The 16,319-nt window shown below is 42.3% G+C and carries 17 protein-coding genes and 1 pseudogene; 5 read left to right on the top strand and 13 right to left on the bottom strand.

From position 1 onward, the window contains the following. Positions 1–42: 42 nt before the first annotated feature. The 5 genes from MN869_RS09325 to MN869_RS09305 form a co-directional block, all read right to left on the bottom strand. On the bottom strand, positions 43–447 hold the full coding sequence (locus MN869_RS09325) for a biopolymer transporter ExbD (protein ID WP_004802569.1): 405 nt from the start codon (positions 445–447) through the stop codon (positions 43–45). 1 nt (position 448) lies between these two features. Then, a complete protein-coding gene (locus tag MN869_RS09320; protein ID WP_004655971.1) occupies positions 449–1,069 on the bottom strand; it encodes a MotA/TolQ/ExbB proton channel family protein in 621 nt (206 codons plus the stop codon). A gap of 42 nt (positions 1,070–1,111) precedes the next feature. Beyond that, positions 1,112–1,861 carry an energy transducer TonB gene (locus tag MN869_RS09315; protein WP_241304869.1) on the bottom strand — a complete coding sequence of 250 codons (750 nt, stop codon included), beginning with the start codon at positions 1,859–1,861 and terminating at the stop codon, positions 1,112–1,114. A 208-nt stretch (positions 1,862–2,069) separates the two neighbouring features. Further along, positions 2,070–2,933 (bottom strand): formyltetrahydrofolate deformylase, encoded by an 864-nt coding sequence (purU, locus tag MN869_RS09310; protein WP_004802565.1) that lies wholly within the window; start codon positions 2,931–2,933, stop codon positions 2,070–2,072. A gap of 88 nt (positions 2,934–3,021) precedes the next feature. Then, positions 3,022–3,720, bottom strand: coding sequence for a TetR/AcrR family transcriptional regulator (locus tag MN869_RS09305; protein ID WP_004655980.1), 699 nt, complete (start codon positions 3,718–3,720; stop codon positions 3,022–3,024). A 121-nt stretch (positions 3,721–3,841) separates the two neighbouring features. Between MN869_RS09305 and MN869_RS09300 the strand changes: the two genes are divergently transcribed. The 4 genes from MN869_RS09300 (at position 3,842) to MN869_RS09285 (ending at position 7,810) form a co-directional block, all read left to right on the top strand. Beyond that, complete coding sequence (locus MN869_RS09300; RefSeq protein WP_004802561.1) at positions 3,842–5,296, top strand: coniferyl aldehyde dehydrogenase; 1,455 nt, start codon at positions 3,842–3,844, stop codon at positions 5,294–5,296. A gap of 168 nt (positions 5,297–5,464) precedes the next feature. Further along, entirely contained in the window at positions 5,465–5,701 is a 237-nt protein-coding gene (gene rpmB / locus MN869_RS09295) for a 50S ribosomal protein L28 (protein ID WP_004649871.1), read from the top strand. A gap of 12 nt (positions 5,702–5,713) precedes the next feature. Further along, on the top strand, positions 5,714–5,869 hold the full coding sequence (rpmG, locus tag MN869_RS09290; RefSeq protein WP_003654787.1) for a 50S ribosomal protein L33: 156 nt from the start codon (positions 5,714–5,716) through the stop codon (positions 5,867–5,869). Between the two features lie 225 nt (positions 5,870–6,094). Then, positions 6,095–7,810, top strand: coding sequence for a cation:proton antiporter (locus tag MN869_RS09285; RefSeq protein ID WP_033133273.1), 1,716 nt, complete (start codon positions 6,095–6,097; stop codon positions 7,808–7,810). A 53-nt stretch (positions 7,811–7,863) separates the two neighbouring features. On the opposite strand, the gene MN869_RS09280 is transcribed toward MN869_RS09285, so the two are convergent. Together MN869_RS09280 and MN869_RS09275 are read right to left on the bottom strand one after the other, a co-directional pair. After that, positions 7,864–8,142: a hypothetical protein gene (locus MN869_RS09280; protein ID WP_004802556.1), complete on the bottom strand. Its 279-nt coding sequence runs from the start codon at positions 8,140–8,142 to the stop codon at positions 7,864–7,866. 103 nt (positions 8,143–8,245) lie between these two features. After that, entirely contained in the window at positions 8,246–8,749 is a 504-nt protein-coding gene (locus MN869_RS09275) for a DUF6586 family protein (RefSeq protein WP_005192240.1), read from the bottom strand. Positions 8,750–8,931: 182 nt separating this feature from the next. Here MN869_RS09275 and MN869_RS09270 point away from each other — a divergent pair, with 182 nt between their 5' ends. Next, complete coding sequence (locus MN869_RS09270) at positions 8,932–9,276, top strand: EF-hand domain-containing protein (protein WP_241287016.1); 345 nt, start codon at positions 8,932–8,934, stop codon at positions 9,274–9,276. Positions 9,277–9,287: 11 nt separating this feature from the next. Here the strand turns inward: MN869_RS09270 and MN869_RS09265 are convergent. The 6 genes and pseudogenes from MN869_RS09265 to topA form a co-directional block, all read right to left on the bottom strand. Then, a pseudogene (locus MN869_RS09265) lies at positions 9,288–9,647 on the bottom strand (ASCH domain-containing protein). Positions 9,648–9,653: 6 nt separating this feature from the next. After that, a complete protein-coding gene (locus MN869_RS09260) occupies positions 9,654–9,899 on the bottom strand; it encodes an RNA-binding protein (protein ID WP_004802550.1) in 246 nt (81 codons plus the stop codon). Between the two features lie 64 nt (positions 9,900–9,963). Further along, on the bottom strand, positions 9,964–11,943 hold the full coding sequence (locus MN869_RS09255) for an ATP-dependent helicase (RefSeq protein ID WP_241304867.1): 1,980 nt from the start codon (positions 11,941–11,943) through the stop codon (positions 9,964–9,966). A gap of 118 nt (positions 11,944–12,061) precedes the next feature. Beyond that, positions 12,062–12,634 (bottom strand): DUF308 domain-containing protein, encoded by a 573-nt coding sequence (locus tag MN869_RS09250; protein ID WP_032864881.1) that lies wholly within the window; start codon positions 12,632–12,634, stop codon positions 12,062–12,064. A gap of 179 nt (positions 12,635–12,813) precedes the next feature. Further along, positions 12,814–13,572 (bottom strand): hypothetical protein, encoded by a 759-nt coding sequence (locus tag MN869_RS09245; protein ID WP_241287014.1) that lies wholly within the window; start codon positions 13,570–13,572, stop codon positions 12,814–12,816. Between the two features lie 89 nt (positions 13,573–13,661). Continuing rightward, the gene (gene topA, locus MN869_RS09240; RefSeq protein WP_241287013.1) at positions 13,662–16,301 is read right to left on the bottom strand and encodes a type I DNA topoisomerase; all 2,640 of its coding nucleotides are present in this window, start codon (positions 16,299–16,301) and stop codon (positions 13,662–13,664) included. Positions 16,302–16,319 lie beyond the last annotated feature (18 nt).

Below are 16,319 nucleotides of genomic sequence, written 5' to 3'. Positions count from 1 at the left end.
GCAACTCAATGAGTTGCTTTTTTCTTGGTATCGCGTGCTGTCTTAGTTTTCACTGACGAACGCAATATCACTTAAACCTGCTTCACTGGCACGCGACATCACTTGCGCAACCGTGTCGTATTTTGATTCTTTATCTGCACGTAACTGCACAGTCGGTTTGGTCGCAGCCTGCCCCGCCTCTTGGAAACGCTTCTCTAGCTCTTCTAAGCTAATAATCTGCGCATCCCAAGCCACTTCACCTTTGTCATTAATACTAATGGTGATCGCTTTTGGTGGTGGATCTACAATTTCAGCAGTGGTTTTTGGTAAACTTAATGGAATTGATGGGTTAGCAACCGTTGCTGTGACTAAAAAGATAATCATCAATACCAACATAATGTCGATCAGAGGAATGAGATTCATCTCATTCATGCCACTGTCGTGGTCTTCACCCAATTGAAAGCCCATTTTAAGCTTGACCTCCAACTAAACTTTGTTGAGTCGCTTTAGTTTCTGTTTTTGCCGCTGTTTCTTGCTGCAACATGGTATCGATTAACAAGCTATGTGCTTGATCTTGTAAATCATGCGCCAAGCCACGATTGAAACGTACACAGATGTTATACGCCATCACCGCTGGAATCGCCACTGCAAGACCAAGACCGGTCATGATCAGCGCCTCACCTACTGGGGTTGCAACCTGAGCTAAACCAGCTTGACCACTTTTACCCACTGCCACAAGTGCGTGGAAAATCCCCCATACTGTACCGAATAAACCTACAAACGGTGCCAGTGAAGCAATTGTTCCAAGAACTGATACACCTTTTTCTGCTTGAGATTTTTCCGCAGAGATTTGGCGAAGCAATGCTTGCTCAGCGACAGCTTTACGTTGTTCAAACGATAAAGGCTGTAACTTTGATTTAAGCGTAGCCAAAGCTTGAACAAGTTGAGTATAAGCTTGTTGTTTTAATTGGCGTGTTCCTAATAGGCGCAGAATGAAAATAGTCCACGTCGCAATCGACATTGCTAAAAGGATGAAATACAGTGTTTTACTTACTGCATCTGCATGTTGCCAATAAACTGAAAAGTTCATATACGAACTCCTGATTTAATCTGTCGCAAGGACTCAAATTTATTAAGGACTAAGATCAAACGGCTGCTCTGCTCGAATCGGGTAAGCAACACCATTTTCCATATACGGTTTAAATTTCGCACTTCTTACAGCACGTAAAACTTTTTCATCGAGATTTGGTATACCACTACTACGTGTAATACGTGCATTGGTAATTTTACCTTTCTCATCAGCTTCAATCAGTACCATCACTGAGCGTGTTTGGTTATCTAAATCTTTTGCTGTAACAGATAATTTCGGTGAACGACTCCATTGAACCCCTGAACCACCAATCGATACACGTTTTGGTGATGGATCAGCAGCAGGTTGAGGTTTCGTTACTTCCTGAACGGGTTGTAGTTTTTCCACTACTTTTTCAGTGACTGTGGTAACGACTTTGGTCTCAACTTTAGGTTCAATCTTTTGTTCAGTTTTTTGAAGAACAGGTTTTGGTGCTTCTTTGACCTGTTGAACCTTTTCAATCTTTTTCGGTGGAGGCAAAGGTTTTTCAACGACCTTAACTTCCTTCACTTCTTTTTTAGGTTCAGGTTTTGGCTGTTCTTTTGGTTTCGGTGGTTCAGGTTTAGGTGGTTCTTTAATCTTAACGAACTTCACCTTAAGCGGTTCTTTCTCGATTGGTCTTAACTCAATCGTTTTCATGTGGCTCACCGCCCACAGAACTCCTACATGTCCAATCACAACTGCAACTAAGGCAGCGATGATTTTCTTTTTCATCGGGTGTGGCGTGTTGAATGTAGCAGGAGATTGACTCATAAGAATCTAAGTACCTAATAGATGGTGACGCTTTCAAAAAAACGATTTCACTCATCGGATAGAACAATGAAAGTGCCGTAATAATAAATGAGAAGTGTTTTCATTTGCAACTGTTTTTTTATTGTATATTCACTAACCATTGAAAAATAGACATAAAAAAACATGCCTTTCGGCATGTTCTCTTTACATACTGTAACCTAGCAATTTATTAGAAAACCACGGTCTTATTGCCATCTACAATAATACGGTCTTCCAAGTGCCATTTAACTGCGCGTGCCAAGACATTACGTTCAACATCTTCACCCAACTCACGCAATTGCTCAACGTTATAATCGTGGCTCACACGCTCAACATCTTGCTCAATGATTGGGCCTTGATCAAGATCAGCTGTCACGTAATGCGCAGTTGCACCAATCAGCTTCACCCCTTTCTCATAGGCTTGCTTGTATGGATTTGCACCCACGAAAGCAGGTAGGAAAGAATGATGAATGTTGATGATCTTCATTTCCCACTTAGCAACAAAATCTTCACTCAAAATCTGCATATAACGCGCCAAGATCAATAGATCATTGCCCTGCATCATTTCATCAATTTGAGCATACGCTTCAACTTTATTGTCTTTATTGACGGGTACAACATGGAATGGGATACCAAAGTTTTCAACCGATTCACGTAAATCTGGATGGTTTGAGATGACTTGGGTAATTTCACATGGTAATGAACCACGTGCATGGCGCCATAACAATTCCAATAAAGCATGGTCTACTTTAGAAACTAGAATACCAACCTTTTTCAACTCACCAACAAAAGTAAGCTTCCATTGCATCTCATAACGTTCAGCAACATTGGCAGCAAAGGTCTGCATCAACGCTTCTTTACGAGATTGCAAATGATCAATCTCAAACTCAACACGCATGAAATAACGCCCGCCTTGAGCTTCTGTTGCGTACTGATCAAGTGCGGTAATGTTTGCTCCCTGATGATACAAAAAGCTCGATACGGCTTGCACGATCCCCGGCTTGTCTTCACAAGTAATCAGTAATCGCGCTGTGTGGGCTGTAGTCGTGTTCATTTGGTTAATATCACTTATTCGAATCAAATTAAAATCAAGCCGAGCATTCTAACCCTTTTTTGCTATTGACTAAATAGCTGCTGACGATCTATTCATCATCATTTTTAAGATTAGACAAACTCGCGAACAAGTCCGATGGTCCAAGTGATTTCAGTAACTGTTCATAGGTTTGGCGACTTTCACCCATTAAATATGGGCCTTCTAAGAACACCATTTGTCGCAATGCTTGCCAAACCCACTTTTCTTCCAGACGATTGTTATCGCTGATATGACCGGACATATATAAGAAGTTGGTCCAGTTAGTCAGCACAATCCATAAGTTGATGATCAAAGCTTCAATTTCTGAATCGGTCATCTTCATCAAACCTGCATCCACGAAGGCACGATAGATTTTTTGCCCTTGCTGCATCACCTGCCCAGCAAAACGTGGATAGATTTTTCGGAAGTCTTCATTATTTTCAACCAAATGATAAACATCGCGATGAATAAAACGATAGGCCCACAACTGATTACTAAGCACTTGAAAATAGCTAATTTTATCATTGGCATTCAATGGACGATCCGTTGGCAAGGCCAACATTTCCAAGGTTTCTGCCTGATATTGCTGTGCCAGTTCTTTAATAATTTCCTGCTTGTTACGGAAATGATAATACAAGTTGCCTGGGCTAATCCCGAGTTCAGCCGCGATGTGGTTGGTTGTGACCGAACGCTCTCCACGCTCATTAAACAACTGCAAACTGATTTGCAGAATTCGATCTTTTGTTTTATTCGGTTTAGCGTGCGACATTGATTTTAACCATCTATAACATAATCAATAGGTTATAAAACAAACCTATAAAGCGACTTGACACTTTAGAGTATTTACTCTAAAAATTAAAAAATAATAAGCTTTCTTTTGGTCCACTCCTATGAACAGTCAAACAAAAACAACCGCTATGACACCTCATGTTGATGTGAAACGGCTACATGATTTGCTTGAGCAGCAAAAAGCAGCTTACCAACGCCATCCTGTGCCAAGCGCCAAAGAACGTATTGAACGCTTAGCTCGACTTAAAAACATCTTGATAAAGTATCAAGATCAATTTGCTAACGCAATTAGTCAAGATTATGGCAACCGTGCCATTATGGAAACCAAAATTGGCGAAGTTCTGACTTGTCTAGAACATATCAAATACTACAGCAAAAACTTAACTGAATGGATGAAACCATCTAAACGCCATATCAGCATGTTACACCAACCAGCAAAAGGCTGGGTAGAATATCAACCGCTGGGTGTAATCGGGGTGATTGCACCATGGAACTACCCTTTATTACTCTCAGTCGGCCCATTGATCTGTGCTTTGGCTGCTGGTAACCATACCATGATCAAAATTTCGAGTGCTTCTTCAAATTTTGGTTATGTACTTGAAAATGCCCTTTCTGAAGCATTCCCACAAGAGTTGGTTGCTGTCGTGAATGGTGGTGGCGTTATTTCAGATGCATTCAGTCATCTCGCTTTTGATAAAATGATTTTCACAGGCTCAACCTCTGTCGGTAAAACAGTCATGGCAGCGGCAGCAGAGAATCTTGTTCCAGTGATTTTAGAGCTTGGCGGAAAATCGCCTGCACTGGTTCATTCAGCCATGAATATTCGCGACGTGGCACAACGTATTGCGGTAGGTAAGCTATGGAATGCAGGTCAAACCTGTGTTGCACCAGACTATATGTTCCTACCTAAAGGCAAAACAGCTGAGTTCACCAAACACTACAATGACTTTGTGACCACAATGTACCCAAGCTTGCGTGACAATAACGACTACACCTCTATTGTGAATGACAAGCAATATAATCGTCTACAAGGTTACTTAGAGGATGCTCGTGACCAAGGTGCAACGATTGTTGAACTAAATGCCAAGAATGAGTCTTTAACTGAAGTTCGTAAAATTGCGCCAACCTTATTAACGGGCGTGACCACTGAAATGGAAATTATGAAGAATGAGATCTTTGGTCCAATTCTGCCTATTTTAGAATACGACCATATCGACGATGCGCTTCAGTTCATTAATAGTCGTCCACGTCCACTGGCTTTCTATTACTTCGATATCGATACTGCACGTGCTGATTATGTCGCAGGACGTACTCATTCAGGGCATTTTGGTATCAACCAAGTTCTTACCCACGTGGCGCAGGATGATCTGCCATTTGGTGGCATTGGTGCATCAGGTATGGGCAAATACCATGGTAAAGAAGGCTTCTTTAGCTTCTCACATGAACGTTCAATGATGTCCAACCCAGTGAGCCCTAAACTTTACAGTTTAAAATTCATCCTACCACCTTATAATAAAGCAACGCACAAACTGCTTTTAAAAACACTATTTCGTTAAGCTGGTTAAGGCATGAGCTATCACACCAGTTCATGCCTTGTTTTTACCAAATTCGCTTGTCTTTTAATCGTATTTTTGGTATAAAACGCCCCTTGAATGATTTCATCCGTTTACTTGAATGGCTAGTTGCACGAAACAGTGCTATATAAACTAGCAATGGAGTTCACCATGTCTAAGGTTTGCCAAGTTACCGGCAAGCGTCCTATCGTTGGTAACAACGTATCGCACGCAAACAACAAAACCAAACGCCGGTTCGAGCCGAACCTGCACCACCACCGTTTTTGGTTAGAAAGCGAAAAGCGTTTTGTACGTCTTCGTCTAACTACTAAAGGTATGCGTATTATTGATAAATTGGGTATTGAGAAAGTTGTTGCTGATCTCCGTGCTCAAGGTCAAAAGATCTAAGGAGTCTGAACAATGCGTGATAAGATTCGCCTCGTTTCTACAGCTGGTACTGGTTATTTCTATACCACTACTAAGAACAAACGTACTATGCCGGAAAAAATGGAAATCAAAAAATTTGATCCAAAAATCCGTCAACACGTAATCTTCAAAGAAGCTAAAATTAAATAATTTTAGCTCTTTAAAAAAACGACTTCTCTTGAAGTCGTTTTTTTTGGCCTAAAAAATGGTCATAATCAAAAAGAAAGGAAATTATGGTTTACATGATTTTTTTTGATAAATAAAAAAATTGTCATCAACAAATTCGATTTTAGTTGTTACACTTTATTCGCTGTTTTCTTGGCATGTTTTATGCTCATTTATTTTTCCCTTAACCGCAACGATTAAGGAACCGCAATGCCACATGATGTTGATTTAATTATATTACTTGCTGTTGGTTTTGGTATGGCCCTTATTTTTGGCTATATCGCAGCACGTCTACGTCTCCCTCCTTTGATTGGTTATTTAGTTGCAGGCATTATTATTAGTCCCAATACGCCTGGCGTGGTCGGTGACATGCAGCTCGCCAATCAGCTGGCTGAACTGGGGGTAATGTTCCTCATGTTCGGTGTCGGGATGCATTTCTCCCTCAAAGATTTACTGCAAGTACGTCGTATTGCTGTGCCTGGCGCAATTTTACAGATTGCAGTGGCAACCTTACTTGGGATCGCAGTCTCTATGTTTTGGGGCTGGAGCTTTGGCTCTGCACTGATCTTCGGCTTAAGCTTGTCTTGTGCCAGTACCGTTGTTCTACTCAAGGCATTGGGTGATCGCGGCTTACTGGACTCAGTGAATGGAAAAATTGCTGTTGGCTGGCTCTTGGTTGAAGACCTCGTGATGGTTTTAGCCTTGGTCCTTCTACCCGCAACAGCAGTATTACTCGGTGGACAGGCACTACCTGGAACAGATACATCACAAAGCATCTGGATCACGATTGGCATTACCCTACTCAAAGTGACAGGCTTTATCGCCTTCATGCTGATTATTGGTAAGCGACTTGTACCCATGATCATGCAATTCGTGGCACGTTTAGGTTCTCGTGAGCTGTTTACACTCACTGTTGTTGCAGCTGCGGTTTCGATTGCATACGGTTCTTACGCGGTATTTGGCGTATCCATGGCACTTGGCGCATTCTTTGCGGGCATGGTGGTAAAAGAGTCCGACTTTAGCCACCGTGCAGAAGAGGAAACATTGCCATTACGTGAAATTTTCGCGATTTTGTTCTTTGTTTCAGTCGGCATGCTGTTTGATCCGAGCATTCTGGTAGAAGAGCCGTTACGTATTTTAGCTGTCGTTGCGATTATCATGGTGGGCAAGACCCTAGCGGCTATGGCGCTGGTATTGTTCTTCCGCTACCCAATCAATACCGCCTTAACCGTAGGCGCAAGTTTGGCGCAAATCGGTGAGTTCTCCTTTATCTTGGCGACACTTGGTTTATCATTAGGTTTATTGACGCCTGATGCGCAAAACCTGATTCTTGCTGGTGCATTGTTCTCGATTACCCTGAACTCATTTGTGTTCTCTGCAATTGAACCTGTACAGCGCTGGATTCGTGAACGCTCGCATTTAGCACGTTTATTAGAACGTAGTGGTGACCCACTGGCCATGTTGCCCGACGAGGTTGATCAAGCTTATCTACGCGATCAGGTGGTGATTATTGGCTATGGTGGTGTCGGCCGTCGTATCAGTGAAAACCTGATGGAGCAAAACATCAAAGTGGTGATTGCTGAAGAAAATCGTGAAATTGTTGAAAAACTACGTAGCCAAGGCATTGCGGCGGTCAGTGGTGAAGCGACTGAACCCAATGTATTGATTCAGGCACATATTCAACATGCCCGTTTGTTAGTCATTTCACCAATGGATATTTTAGATATTCATCGTATCGTGGACATTTCAAAACAGCTAAATCCTGAAATTCAGGTCCTTATTTGCGCAGAGAGTAAAGAAGAAGCTGTGGTGATACGTGAAGAAAATATTGGTGAAGTATTCTACGCCAAAGAAGAAATGGCAAAAAATATGAGCCATCATATTCTCAGTCAAATCGAACTGGCGCATCAATCCGAAGCCCACTAAATATGTTCAAAAATAAAAAAGCGTACTTAAAGTACGCTTTTTTATTTTTGAGATTAACTCAAGTGTTGAGGTTGCTCATCGACGACTTCAGCCTGCCACTCATTCATCTGCTTTTCTAACAGACCAAACAAAGCCGCTTGAATCATATGCTGTGCGACAGTTGCTGTTTGATCGCCAAGTATGGCTTTGACCTCATCACTAAACTGTATCTTAACTAAAGGCTCATTTTCAGAACCCGCATTGCGCAAAGCCAGCTCACCACCCTCGAGTTGGACCAACTCAAGAACTGCTTCTTGATTACCAAATAATTCTTTTAACTGTTGCATTGACATAAATTTTCTCCATGCTTCAACATGGTGGCAAAGTATTTTGCGCTCACGTCTTATTTATATAAGTACTGTTGGCATAGATTTCAAGTCGCTTTAAACATTCGACTTAGAACTCAACCATTTCATTACGGAAACCATCAATTAAATGACTCAATTCACGATGCCACTCACGTAAAATTTTGGCATCGGGCAACCAAGCCTGTGGGCTTTGGGTGACCTTGATGATCAGGTTTGAGGACGTCTCATTTTCAGGTTCAGGTGCTGTTGGCTCAGGTGCATATTGACACATACGGTACGCACGCTTTAATTCTGCCACAAAACCATCTTTAGCCAATTGCTGCAAAACTAGAACCTCAGGTGAAACCTGCCCTTTATCTGCCATATGCTCTTCAATCGATTTAAAGGTCGGCTGTAAATCATTGAGACGGTAATAACGCACCAGTTCCTGCAAGAACGCTAAAAGTGCACCATGCAAATGGAAAACCGCAGCTTCGCGATAAGCCTGTGCCTGCTGAATATGCTCAGTTTGCTCCGCTTGTTGACATGCAAGACGAGCAAAATACAGTTTTTGATTGGTACGATCTGCATGATAACGAGCAACACGGGACATAATATTTTCCTTCAAGATCCTTTCGCTTGGTTTAGGGACTATTGAGATTACACCTTACGAGCTGATTACGCTGCGATCAAAGCAGTGCTTTACTCTTGCTCAGGGGTACAGCTGAAATATCAATAGACCCTACCTAAGATTAAATGCTTTAATGATAAAATCAATATCTTTTGAGCCTACCCATGCGTCATATTCAACAAGCCATACTGAGCTTAATATGCTGTGTGGTCATCCCAACTACCTATAGCTGTGAGCCCGCAGGATTAGACTGGGAAAAGCTCTATACAGATTATGATCTCAACCATGATCAAATGATTGATCTAAATGAATGGAAAAAACTGATCCAGTTACAAGGCCAACCCGTTGCTTGGCAAAAACAGGTCCTTACAGTCGACTCCAAAAGAATAAAGATCTTTAAAGCTTTAGACCTTAATCACAATGGTCTGATCGACCAGCAAGAAATGATCAATATCTATCAATATTTTTCGAACCCTTGTCAGGGCTGGGGTTCAACTTGGGGGAAATAACGGTAGATAAGCTATCCAATGTCCAACTCAAGCAGATAGAGTTTTCGCTTGGCCATGACTTGAATCGGTGGATCAATCGGACGAATATTGCCAATAACCCAAGCAAAATATCCTTCAGCCCAATACGTCGCACAAGCTGCATCAACTTCATCAGATCGCCATGGATGCACGGATTCAATATCTACCAGTGCAACTGCAAAACCAAACTCTTCATCCCCATCATTCAAAAGAAAGTTTTGATTCTCTACAATCATCAAATCTTCCAGTGGCAACATTTCAGGTTACCATGAGCGAACTTCAAGAGTTTTAATTTTCTTCGCTATTCGCTCAGCATTTGGTGCAACAATTGATAAAGCCGTATGCTTTAACATTGCTAATTAAGCTTTATCATCCGCAGCTTTGACACGAATGCCTTGGCTTTTTACTTTCAAGGTATTTAAACCTTTAATTGCTTTAATCGCTTCACGTGGATTTGGCATTTCAACAAAACCAAAACCTTTCGATTTCCCCGTTGCTTCGTCTTTGACCACGACACAAGACTCAACTTTTCCATATGCTTTGAATAAGTCGAGAATTTCCGCATCAGTCACATTACGGTCTAAATTACGAACTAAAATTTTCATGCTAAAACCTAAAAGATGATTCATTGTAGAATCAATGAATCAAAAGAAATTGAATCTGCCTAGTTTAATCGAAATCAATCCCAAAACCTAAATTGATTGCAGCCGTACGAGAACGATTGCTTTGACCATAGCCACGTGGAATATCTCGATGAATCTGAACATCGACTAAATGTTGAGGTAAATCATTGAGGAAGTAACTTTCTATTTTTCTTCCTAGCTCATCATATTGATCTTGTGACCATAAATTTAAATTCTGTTTGGTCAAAATCAATTCATCTTCTGCACGGGTTAAGGCCACATACAGCACACGACGCTCCTCCTCCACATCATCAAAATCGCCTTGTGCACGTGCATGAGGATATTGATTCGGAGAAACATGTGGGACATAACAAACTTTTTGTTCAGCACCCTTAGCTGAATGGATGGTAATCAGCGTCACTAAGTCTTGGTCAGGCGTTTTATCAATTTCGGAGATAGAAATTGGATCAAGTACATATTCCTCTAAGAACTCCCCAAGAGCACTGTGTTTACGTGCCAATTGCTTGACCAAATCAAAGTCTTTAACACGACGTGACCAATCTTTAGTTTTATAATTATTTTCCAGCTGTTCATTTAGCGCATCTAGTGCGAGGCCAATACAAGCTTCAACATGCTGCTGCAATACATCAAGCTGCATCAAAATTAAAATCGCCTGTTGTGGTACTTTGCCATGCCACTCTAAACGTTGGCAACGGGCTTCAATATCAGGCAGTTGAATCAATTCTTGCGCCAATTTACTGGCACCCACATCGCCCACGCCATCCCAAAGCGTCAGGAAACGCATCCAGGCTAAATCATCTTGTGGGTTTACGCTGACCCGAAGTAAGCTCAATACATCTTTAACATGTGCAGACTCAAGCAGTTTTACCCCACCAACAAAACGATAAGGGATATTGGCTGCAATTAAAGCACCTTCCAAATAACGCCCACTAAAACCTGAGCGCAGCAACACCATATGTTCTGCCCAAGCCGCACCTTGCATATGACGACGATTCAAGTCCTGAATAATCCAATTGGCTTCCTCAAACTCATTACTCAAGATATGCAGTTGTGGCTTTAACCCTTTGCCCCGATAAGCCTGTAGATGCTTGTCATATTCAATTTGGCTCTGCTCCAGCAGCCAATTGGATAAATCCAAAATACCTTGGGTCGAACGATAATTCATTTCCAAAGTCAGCACTTCTGCATCGGATACACGTTCTTTAAAATGATGAATATTTTCAAAATCTGCGCCACGAAAGCCATAAATGGATTGTGCATCATCCCCTACGCAAAACAGTTTTACCTTGCCAACTAAAGGCTGAAGCAAAGCCCATTGCAGTGGATTAGTATCCTGCATTTCATCAACTAATAAGGCAGAGCAGAAACCAGTGACCCACTTCACTAACTCTGGTGAACTTTGCAAATGCACAGCAACAATAGATAGGATGTCATCATAATCTAGAAAATTACGTTCTTGCTTGCGTTGCTCATAGGCTTTCATCAATTCAGCAATTTGAGCTTTATACTCAACCGCTTGGGGTAACTGCTCAACCAATGCATCTGACAATTTGGTTTTAGTATTCCGCGCATAAGAATACAGATCGCACAATTCTGCAGCCTTCGGCAAGACATTGCCCTTATCTTTACCACGCAATAAGCGGAACATCAGCAACTGATCATCTCGATCAATAATACTGAACTGGGTCAGCCCAAAAGCCCGTGGATTACGGCGCAATAGATACATACAAAAAGTATGAAAGGTTGATGCACGTAAACCTTTGGCCTGTGCGCCCATATGTTGTTCAACACGTGTCACGATTTCACTTGCTGAACGTCGGGTAAAAGTTAGAATCTGAATTTGTTGTGCAGCTAAACCTTGATCAATTAAATATGCTGCTCTTGCCACGATGGTTTTGGTTTTACCACAACCTGCTCCAGCCAAGACCAGACAATTTTGTGCTGTCGTTGTGGCTGCTTGTTTTTGTTGTGGATTCAGTTCATCAATTAGCTTGGCAAGCGTCATACAATCGGTCAATTAAAAACGAAATGCTATTTTAGCAGACTCAAGCCATTGAAATGTTTCCGACTACAAAAACAAAAAGAGCATGTGTATTACATGCTCTTAGTTTTAACTTGATCGTTTAAACCGTGGTTGAGCTATGTGGTAACTGCTTAATTGCACCAGCAAAAGTCAGGTAATTAATCCCTTGGAATAAAATATCAATCGCAAGGAACATCCCCAATACCCAGAACGGTGAATCAGGTGATGACAAGATCAGAATCCCGGTTAATAGGGTTAATATGCCTGAAAACAGCACCCATCCCCAGCCTGAAATTGGTCTAAGGATAAAGGCGTTCACGGTACGGATAATCCCTGCAATAATTAAGGCAACCGCCAAGAAACTGGTGAGTACCACCGCGGTAATCACGGGTGTGGTAAACGCAAAGTAACCTGCTGCCAGATACAGCACACCAAACAAGGCCCATAACCAGCGTGTGCCGCCTTTAAACACCATAAATGCAGCAACAAAGTGCAAAATACCACCCAACATCATCAGCACACCAAATAACAATACCGCAGATAATGTAGCAAATGGTAAGGCAGCCAAAAGAACTAAGCCAAAAACGACTAACAATACGCCTAAGAGTAGATACCATTTACGATCAGCATGTAGCTGATTGCGAATTAGATCGTTACCCACTGTTTTCATCATTATTTACTCTTTTATCATCAATGTTATATCTCTATATTGATCGCGTTTTTCACTGAGTTCTGTATAAGGCATGTTGAAAATTAATGACGGAATGTCAGAAAATGGATGTTTTCTTTGATCTTTTTAAGTTGTGTCATTATTTTTTTAAAGATATGGATAAGTCTGAACTTATCCACAATTTATTTGATCCAGCCTATTTCTTGGGCGGTCAGCACACTGATCACGGTTTGTTCTAAATCGTTTGGCATTTTACTTTTGTGTTCGGACAGTGGAATCCGTCCACCCATTATTTCAGCTTCAGTTTGTGGATAGAGCGGCTGTTTATCTGCCTGTGCATAGCCAATCGGAAAAATAGGTTCACCATTGGCTAAGTTATATTTATCGGTCGCGCCAAAACCATGTAATAACTCATGTACCAATACCACATTGTTTTGCTGTGTCTGTTTAGCTGAGGCAAATAGATTAACTAAGCCAATTCGCCCACGTTCCAGTGCAGTCGAGTGCTTGAGTTCCCGACTCAGTTTTGGATCATAATAATTCAGATATAACGTTAAGCTTGGTGAACCATCAATCGACTCATGCTGCTGCCATGCATAGAATCGGAACTTGAGACTCCATAGAATATTATCCAGAATATTCGCTTGCTCAGTCATTTTCGGCGGGGTTTGTTGTAATTCGCGTCCAATCTGGATGATGAAATCACTACTTTGCCCTCGATAGTGCTGGCTGTTTTTTTCTAAATATTGTTTAACCTCAGTAAAGTCATCTTGCTGTAAACCCTGAATATATTGCTGGGTACTGGCGAGGCCATCAGCATTAATCGGATGCAGCAACACATGAATCGGCCGATTCCAATCCTGATTCTGATCCCGATACGCATTGACTGCGACAATCAATAACACCAACAGTAAACAAGCAACTCGAATATTTTTCCACATGCATTCCATCCCCATCCAAAATCATTGTTATTTTTCTTTATTCAATAAAAATGCCAGCAATCGCCAGCATTTTCTTAACACTTAAATAATTAGGCTTCTACCCATTTCCCATCTTGGAACACCAGACTCCACTTGGTTTGCTTGCCTTCAGCAGTTTCAGAACCCACATATTGTGCTTGGCTCTTACGGCTGAATTTCACCACCGTTGGATTGCCTTCAGGATCGACATCTGGCGCTTCTAACAAGAACTGGTATTTCGGATCAAGCTGCTCGGCAACACTGCGTAATTCAGCCACTTTCGGCGCACGCGTTTCACGGATTTTCGGGAATTTGCTTGCAGCCAAGAATAGACCTGCTGCACCATCACGTAACACGAAGAAATCATCATGTTTGGCTGAACGGATATGCTCCATTTTAATCGGATCGACACGCGGTGGCGCAGGCTGACCATTCTTTAAGACTTTGCGGGTATTGTCACAGCTTGAGCAGGCGAAATATGGGCCAAAGCGACCTGTTTTCAACTGCATTTCGCCATCACATTTATCACATGGAATGGTCGGACCATCATAGCCCTTGATCTTGAACTCACCTTCTTCAACTTCGTAGCCATCGCAATCTGGGTTATTACCACAGACATGCAATTTACGACCACCATCGACCACATAGCTGTCCATTGCGGTACCGCACTTAGGACAACGATGTTTCGACATCAAATCAGCAGTTTCAGCACCATCATCATCCGACAATGCCGCCAAAGACTCAACTGGTGTTAAGTTGAGTGTGCCTTTACAACGCTCTTTCGGTGGCAGGTTATAACCTGAACATCCCAAGAATACACCTGTTGTTCCTGTACGAACTTGCATTGGACGCGAACATTCAGGGCAAGAGACATCGGCAACTTCGACTGGCTGATTACGGCGCATGCCGCTTTCACCCTGCGCATTGGTCAAACGTTTCTTGAAATCACCGTAGAAGGTATCCAGTAACTCTTTCCAGTTACGCTCACCCATTGCAACACGGTCTAATTGACCTTCTAAATCAGCGGTAAAAGCATAATTCATCAGGTTATTAAAACTTTCATCTAGGCGGTCGGTAACGATCTCACCCATCTTCTCGGCAAAGAGACGACGGTTTTCCAGTTTTACATAACCACGTTCTTGAATAGTTGAAATAATTGCAGCATAGGTCGATGGACGACCAATGCCTTTCTTCTCTAATTCTTTCACCAAAGACGCTTCGGTAAAGCGTGCAGGCGGTTTGGTAAAATGCTGACTCGGGTCAAGTTTTTCTAACTTAAGTACTTCACCCACTTTCACCGCAGGCAATAAAATATCATCGTCCGATTTATTGGCACCGCGCACACGGGTAAAGCCATCAAATACCAAGGTACGGCCTTTCGCCTTTAACTCAACATTTGACGCTTCAACAGTCAAGGTTGACGATAAGTATTCTGCTGGCGTCATTTGACAAGCCACAAACTGACGCCAAATCAAATCATATAAACGCTGCGCATCACGCTCAACCCCAGCCAGCTTATCCCCCGTCAAAGCAACATCAGATGGACGAATCGCTTCGTGGGCTTCTTGTGCCCCCGCTTTATTGCCATAACGGTTTGGTTTGGCTGGTAAATATTTATCACCAAAGTTTTGCTGAATATGATTACGCACCATATTCACTGCGTCATCGCTCAAGAAGGTTGAGTCGGTACGCATATAGGTAATAAAACCACCCTCATACAAACGCTGCGCCAACATCATGGTTTTCTTTACAGAGAAACCTAAACGTGTGCTGGCTGCTTGTTGTAAGGTTGAGGTGATATACGGTGCACTTGGATTAACTTTGGTTGGCTTATCTTCGCGTAACGCAACTTTATATTCAGCGTCTTTTAATACGCTCAATAGCGCATCAGTTTCGGCTTTATTTTTCAGTTTAAGGGTTTTGCCTGCCTGCTTAACCGCTTCGAGACGAATGTCATCTTTCTTGGAAATGGTATCCGCAAACACTTGCCAGTATTCCTCTGGAATAAAGGCACGGATTTCACGTTCGCGTTCAACCACCAGTTTCACAGCAACTGACTGTACACGTCCTGCCGATAGACCACGGGCAATCTTTTCCCAGAGCAATGGCGACACCATAAAGCCCACCACACGGTCGAGGAAACGACGTGCCTGTTGAGCATTAACACGGTTTAAATCGAGGCGTGTCGGCTGTTTAAAGGCTTCCTGAATGGCATTCTTGGTAATTTCGTTAAACACCACACGGTGATAACGACTGTCATCGCCACCAATCACTTCTCTTAAATGCCAAGCAATGGCTTCCCCTTCTCTATCCAAATCCGTTGCGAGATAGATTGCATCAGCATCTTTGGCGAGTTTTTTTAGTTCGGCAACCACATGTTCTTTGCCTGGAAGTACTTCATAATGGGCAATCCAATCATGTTCTGGATCGACACCCATACGATTAATCAGTGCAGACTGAGCTTTTTCAGCTTTCTGTTGATCTGTGAGTTTGGCACGGGTTACCGGCTTCTTTTCTGTGGATTTCGCCCCGCCTCCTGTCGGTAAGTCACGCACATGACCCACCGATGACTTCACCACATATTGTGAACCCAAATATTTATTAATTGTTTTCGCTTTTGCAGGCGACTCCACAATCACTAAGGCACGTTTCTTTGCAGCAGATGCGGAAGCTGCTGTGCTTTCTGAAGCAGAGCGTGGAGTATTCGCCATAATAAATCGTTTTTCCTA

Origin of the sequence: Acinetobacter sp. NIPH1876, from assembly GCF_022808535.1 — a bacterium.
Lineage (GTDB): Bacteria > Pseudomonadota > Gammaproteobacteria > Pseudomonadales > Moraxellaceae > Acinetobacter > Acinetobacter higginsii.
Note: the sequence above shows the minus strand (reverse complement) of the source record. Positions and strands in the feature narration are given on the sequence as shown.

Bases quoted from the DNA above. Each gene is read 5' to 3' on its own strand.
- MN869_RS09325 (WP_004802569.1), bottom strand. From the start codon at position 447: ATGGGCTTTCAATTGGGTGAAGACCACGACAGTGGCATGAATGAGATG.
- MN869_RS09320 (WP_004655971.1), bottom strand. From the start codon at position 1,069: ATGAACTTTTCAGTTTATTGGCAACATGCAGATGCAGTAAGTAAAACA.
- MN869_RS09315 (WP_241304869.1), bottom strand. From the start codon at position 1,861: ATGAGTCAATCTCCTGCTACATTCAACACGCCACACCCGATGAAAAAG.
- purU (WP_004802565.1), bottom strand. From the start codon at position 2,933: ATGAACACGACTACAGCCCACACAGCGCGATTACTGATTACTTGTGAA.
- MN869_RS09305 (WP_004655980.1), bottom strand. From the start codon at position 3,720: ATGTCGCACGCTAAACCGAATAAAACAAAAGATCGAATTCTGCAAATC.
- MN869_RS09300 (WP_004802561.1), top strand. From the start codon at position 3,842: ATGAACAGTCAAACAAAAACAACCGCTATGACACCTCATGTTGATGTG.
- rpmB (WP_004649871.1), top strand. From the start codon at position 5,465: ATGTCTAAGGTTTGCCAAGTTACCGGCAAGCGTCCTATCGTTGGTAAC.
- rpmG (WP_003654787.1), top strand. From the start codon at position 5,714: ATGCGTGATAAGATTCGCCTCGTTTCTACAGCTGGTACTGGTTATTTC.
- MN869_RS09285 (WP_033133273.1), top strand. From the start codon at position 6,095: ATGCCACATGATGTTGATTTAATTATATTACTTGCTGTTGGTTTTGGT.
- MN869_RS09280 (WP_004802556.1), bottom strand. From the start codon at position 8,142: ATGTCAATGCAACAGTTAAAAGAATTATTTGGTAATCAAGAAGCAGTT.
- MN869_RS09275 (WP_005192240.1), bottom strand. From the start codon at position 8,749: ATGTCCCGTGTTGCTCGTTATCATGCAGATCGTACCAATCAAAAACTG.
- MN869_RS09270 (WP_241287016.1), top strand. From the start codon at position 8,932: ATGCGTCATATTCAACAAGCCATACTGAGCTTAATATGCTGTGTGGTC.
- MN869_RS09260 (WP_004802550.1), bottom strand. From the start codon at position 9,899: ATGAAAATTTTAGTTCGTAATTTAGACCGTAATGTGACTGATGCGGAA.
- MN869_RS09255 (WP_241304867.1), bottom strand. From the start codon at position 11,943: ATGACGCTTGCCAAGCTAATTGATGAACTGAATCCACAACAAAAACAA.
- MN869_RS09250 (WP_032864881.1), bottom strand. From the start codon at position 12,634: ATGATGAAAACAGTGGGTAACGATCTAATTCGCAATCAGCTACATGCT.
- MN869_RS09245 (WP_241287014.1), bottom strand. From the start codon at position 13,572: ATGTGGAAAAATATTCGAGTTGCTTGTTTACTGTTGGTGTTATTGATT.
- topA (WP_241287013.1), bottom strand. From the start codon at position 16,301: ATGGCGAATACTCCACGCTCTGCTTCAGAAAGCACAGCAGCTTCCGCA.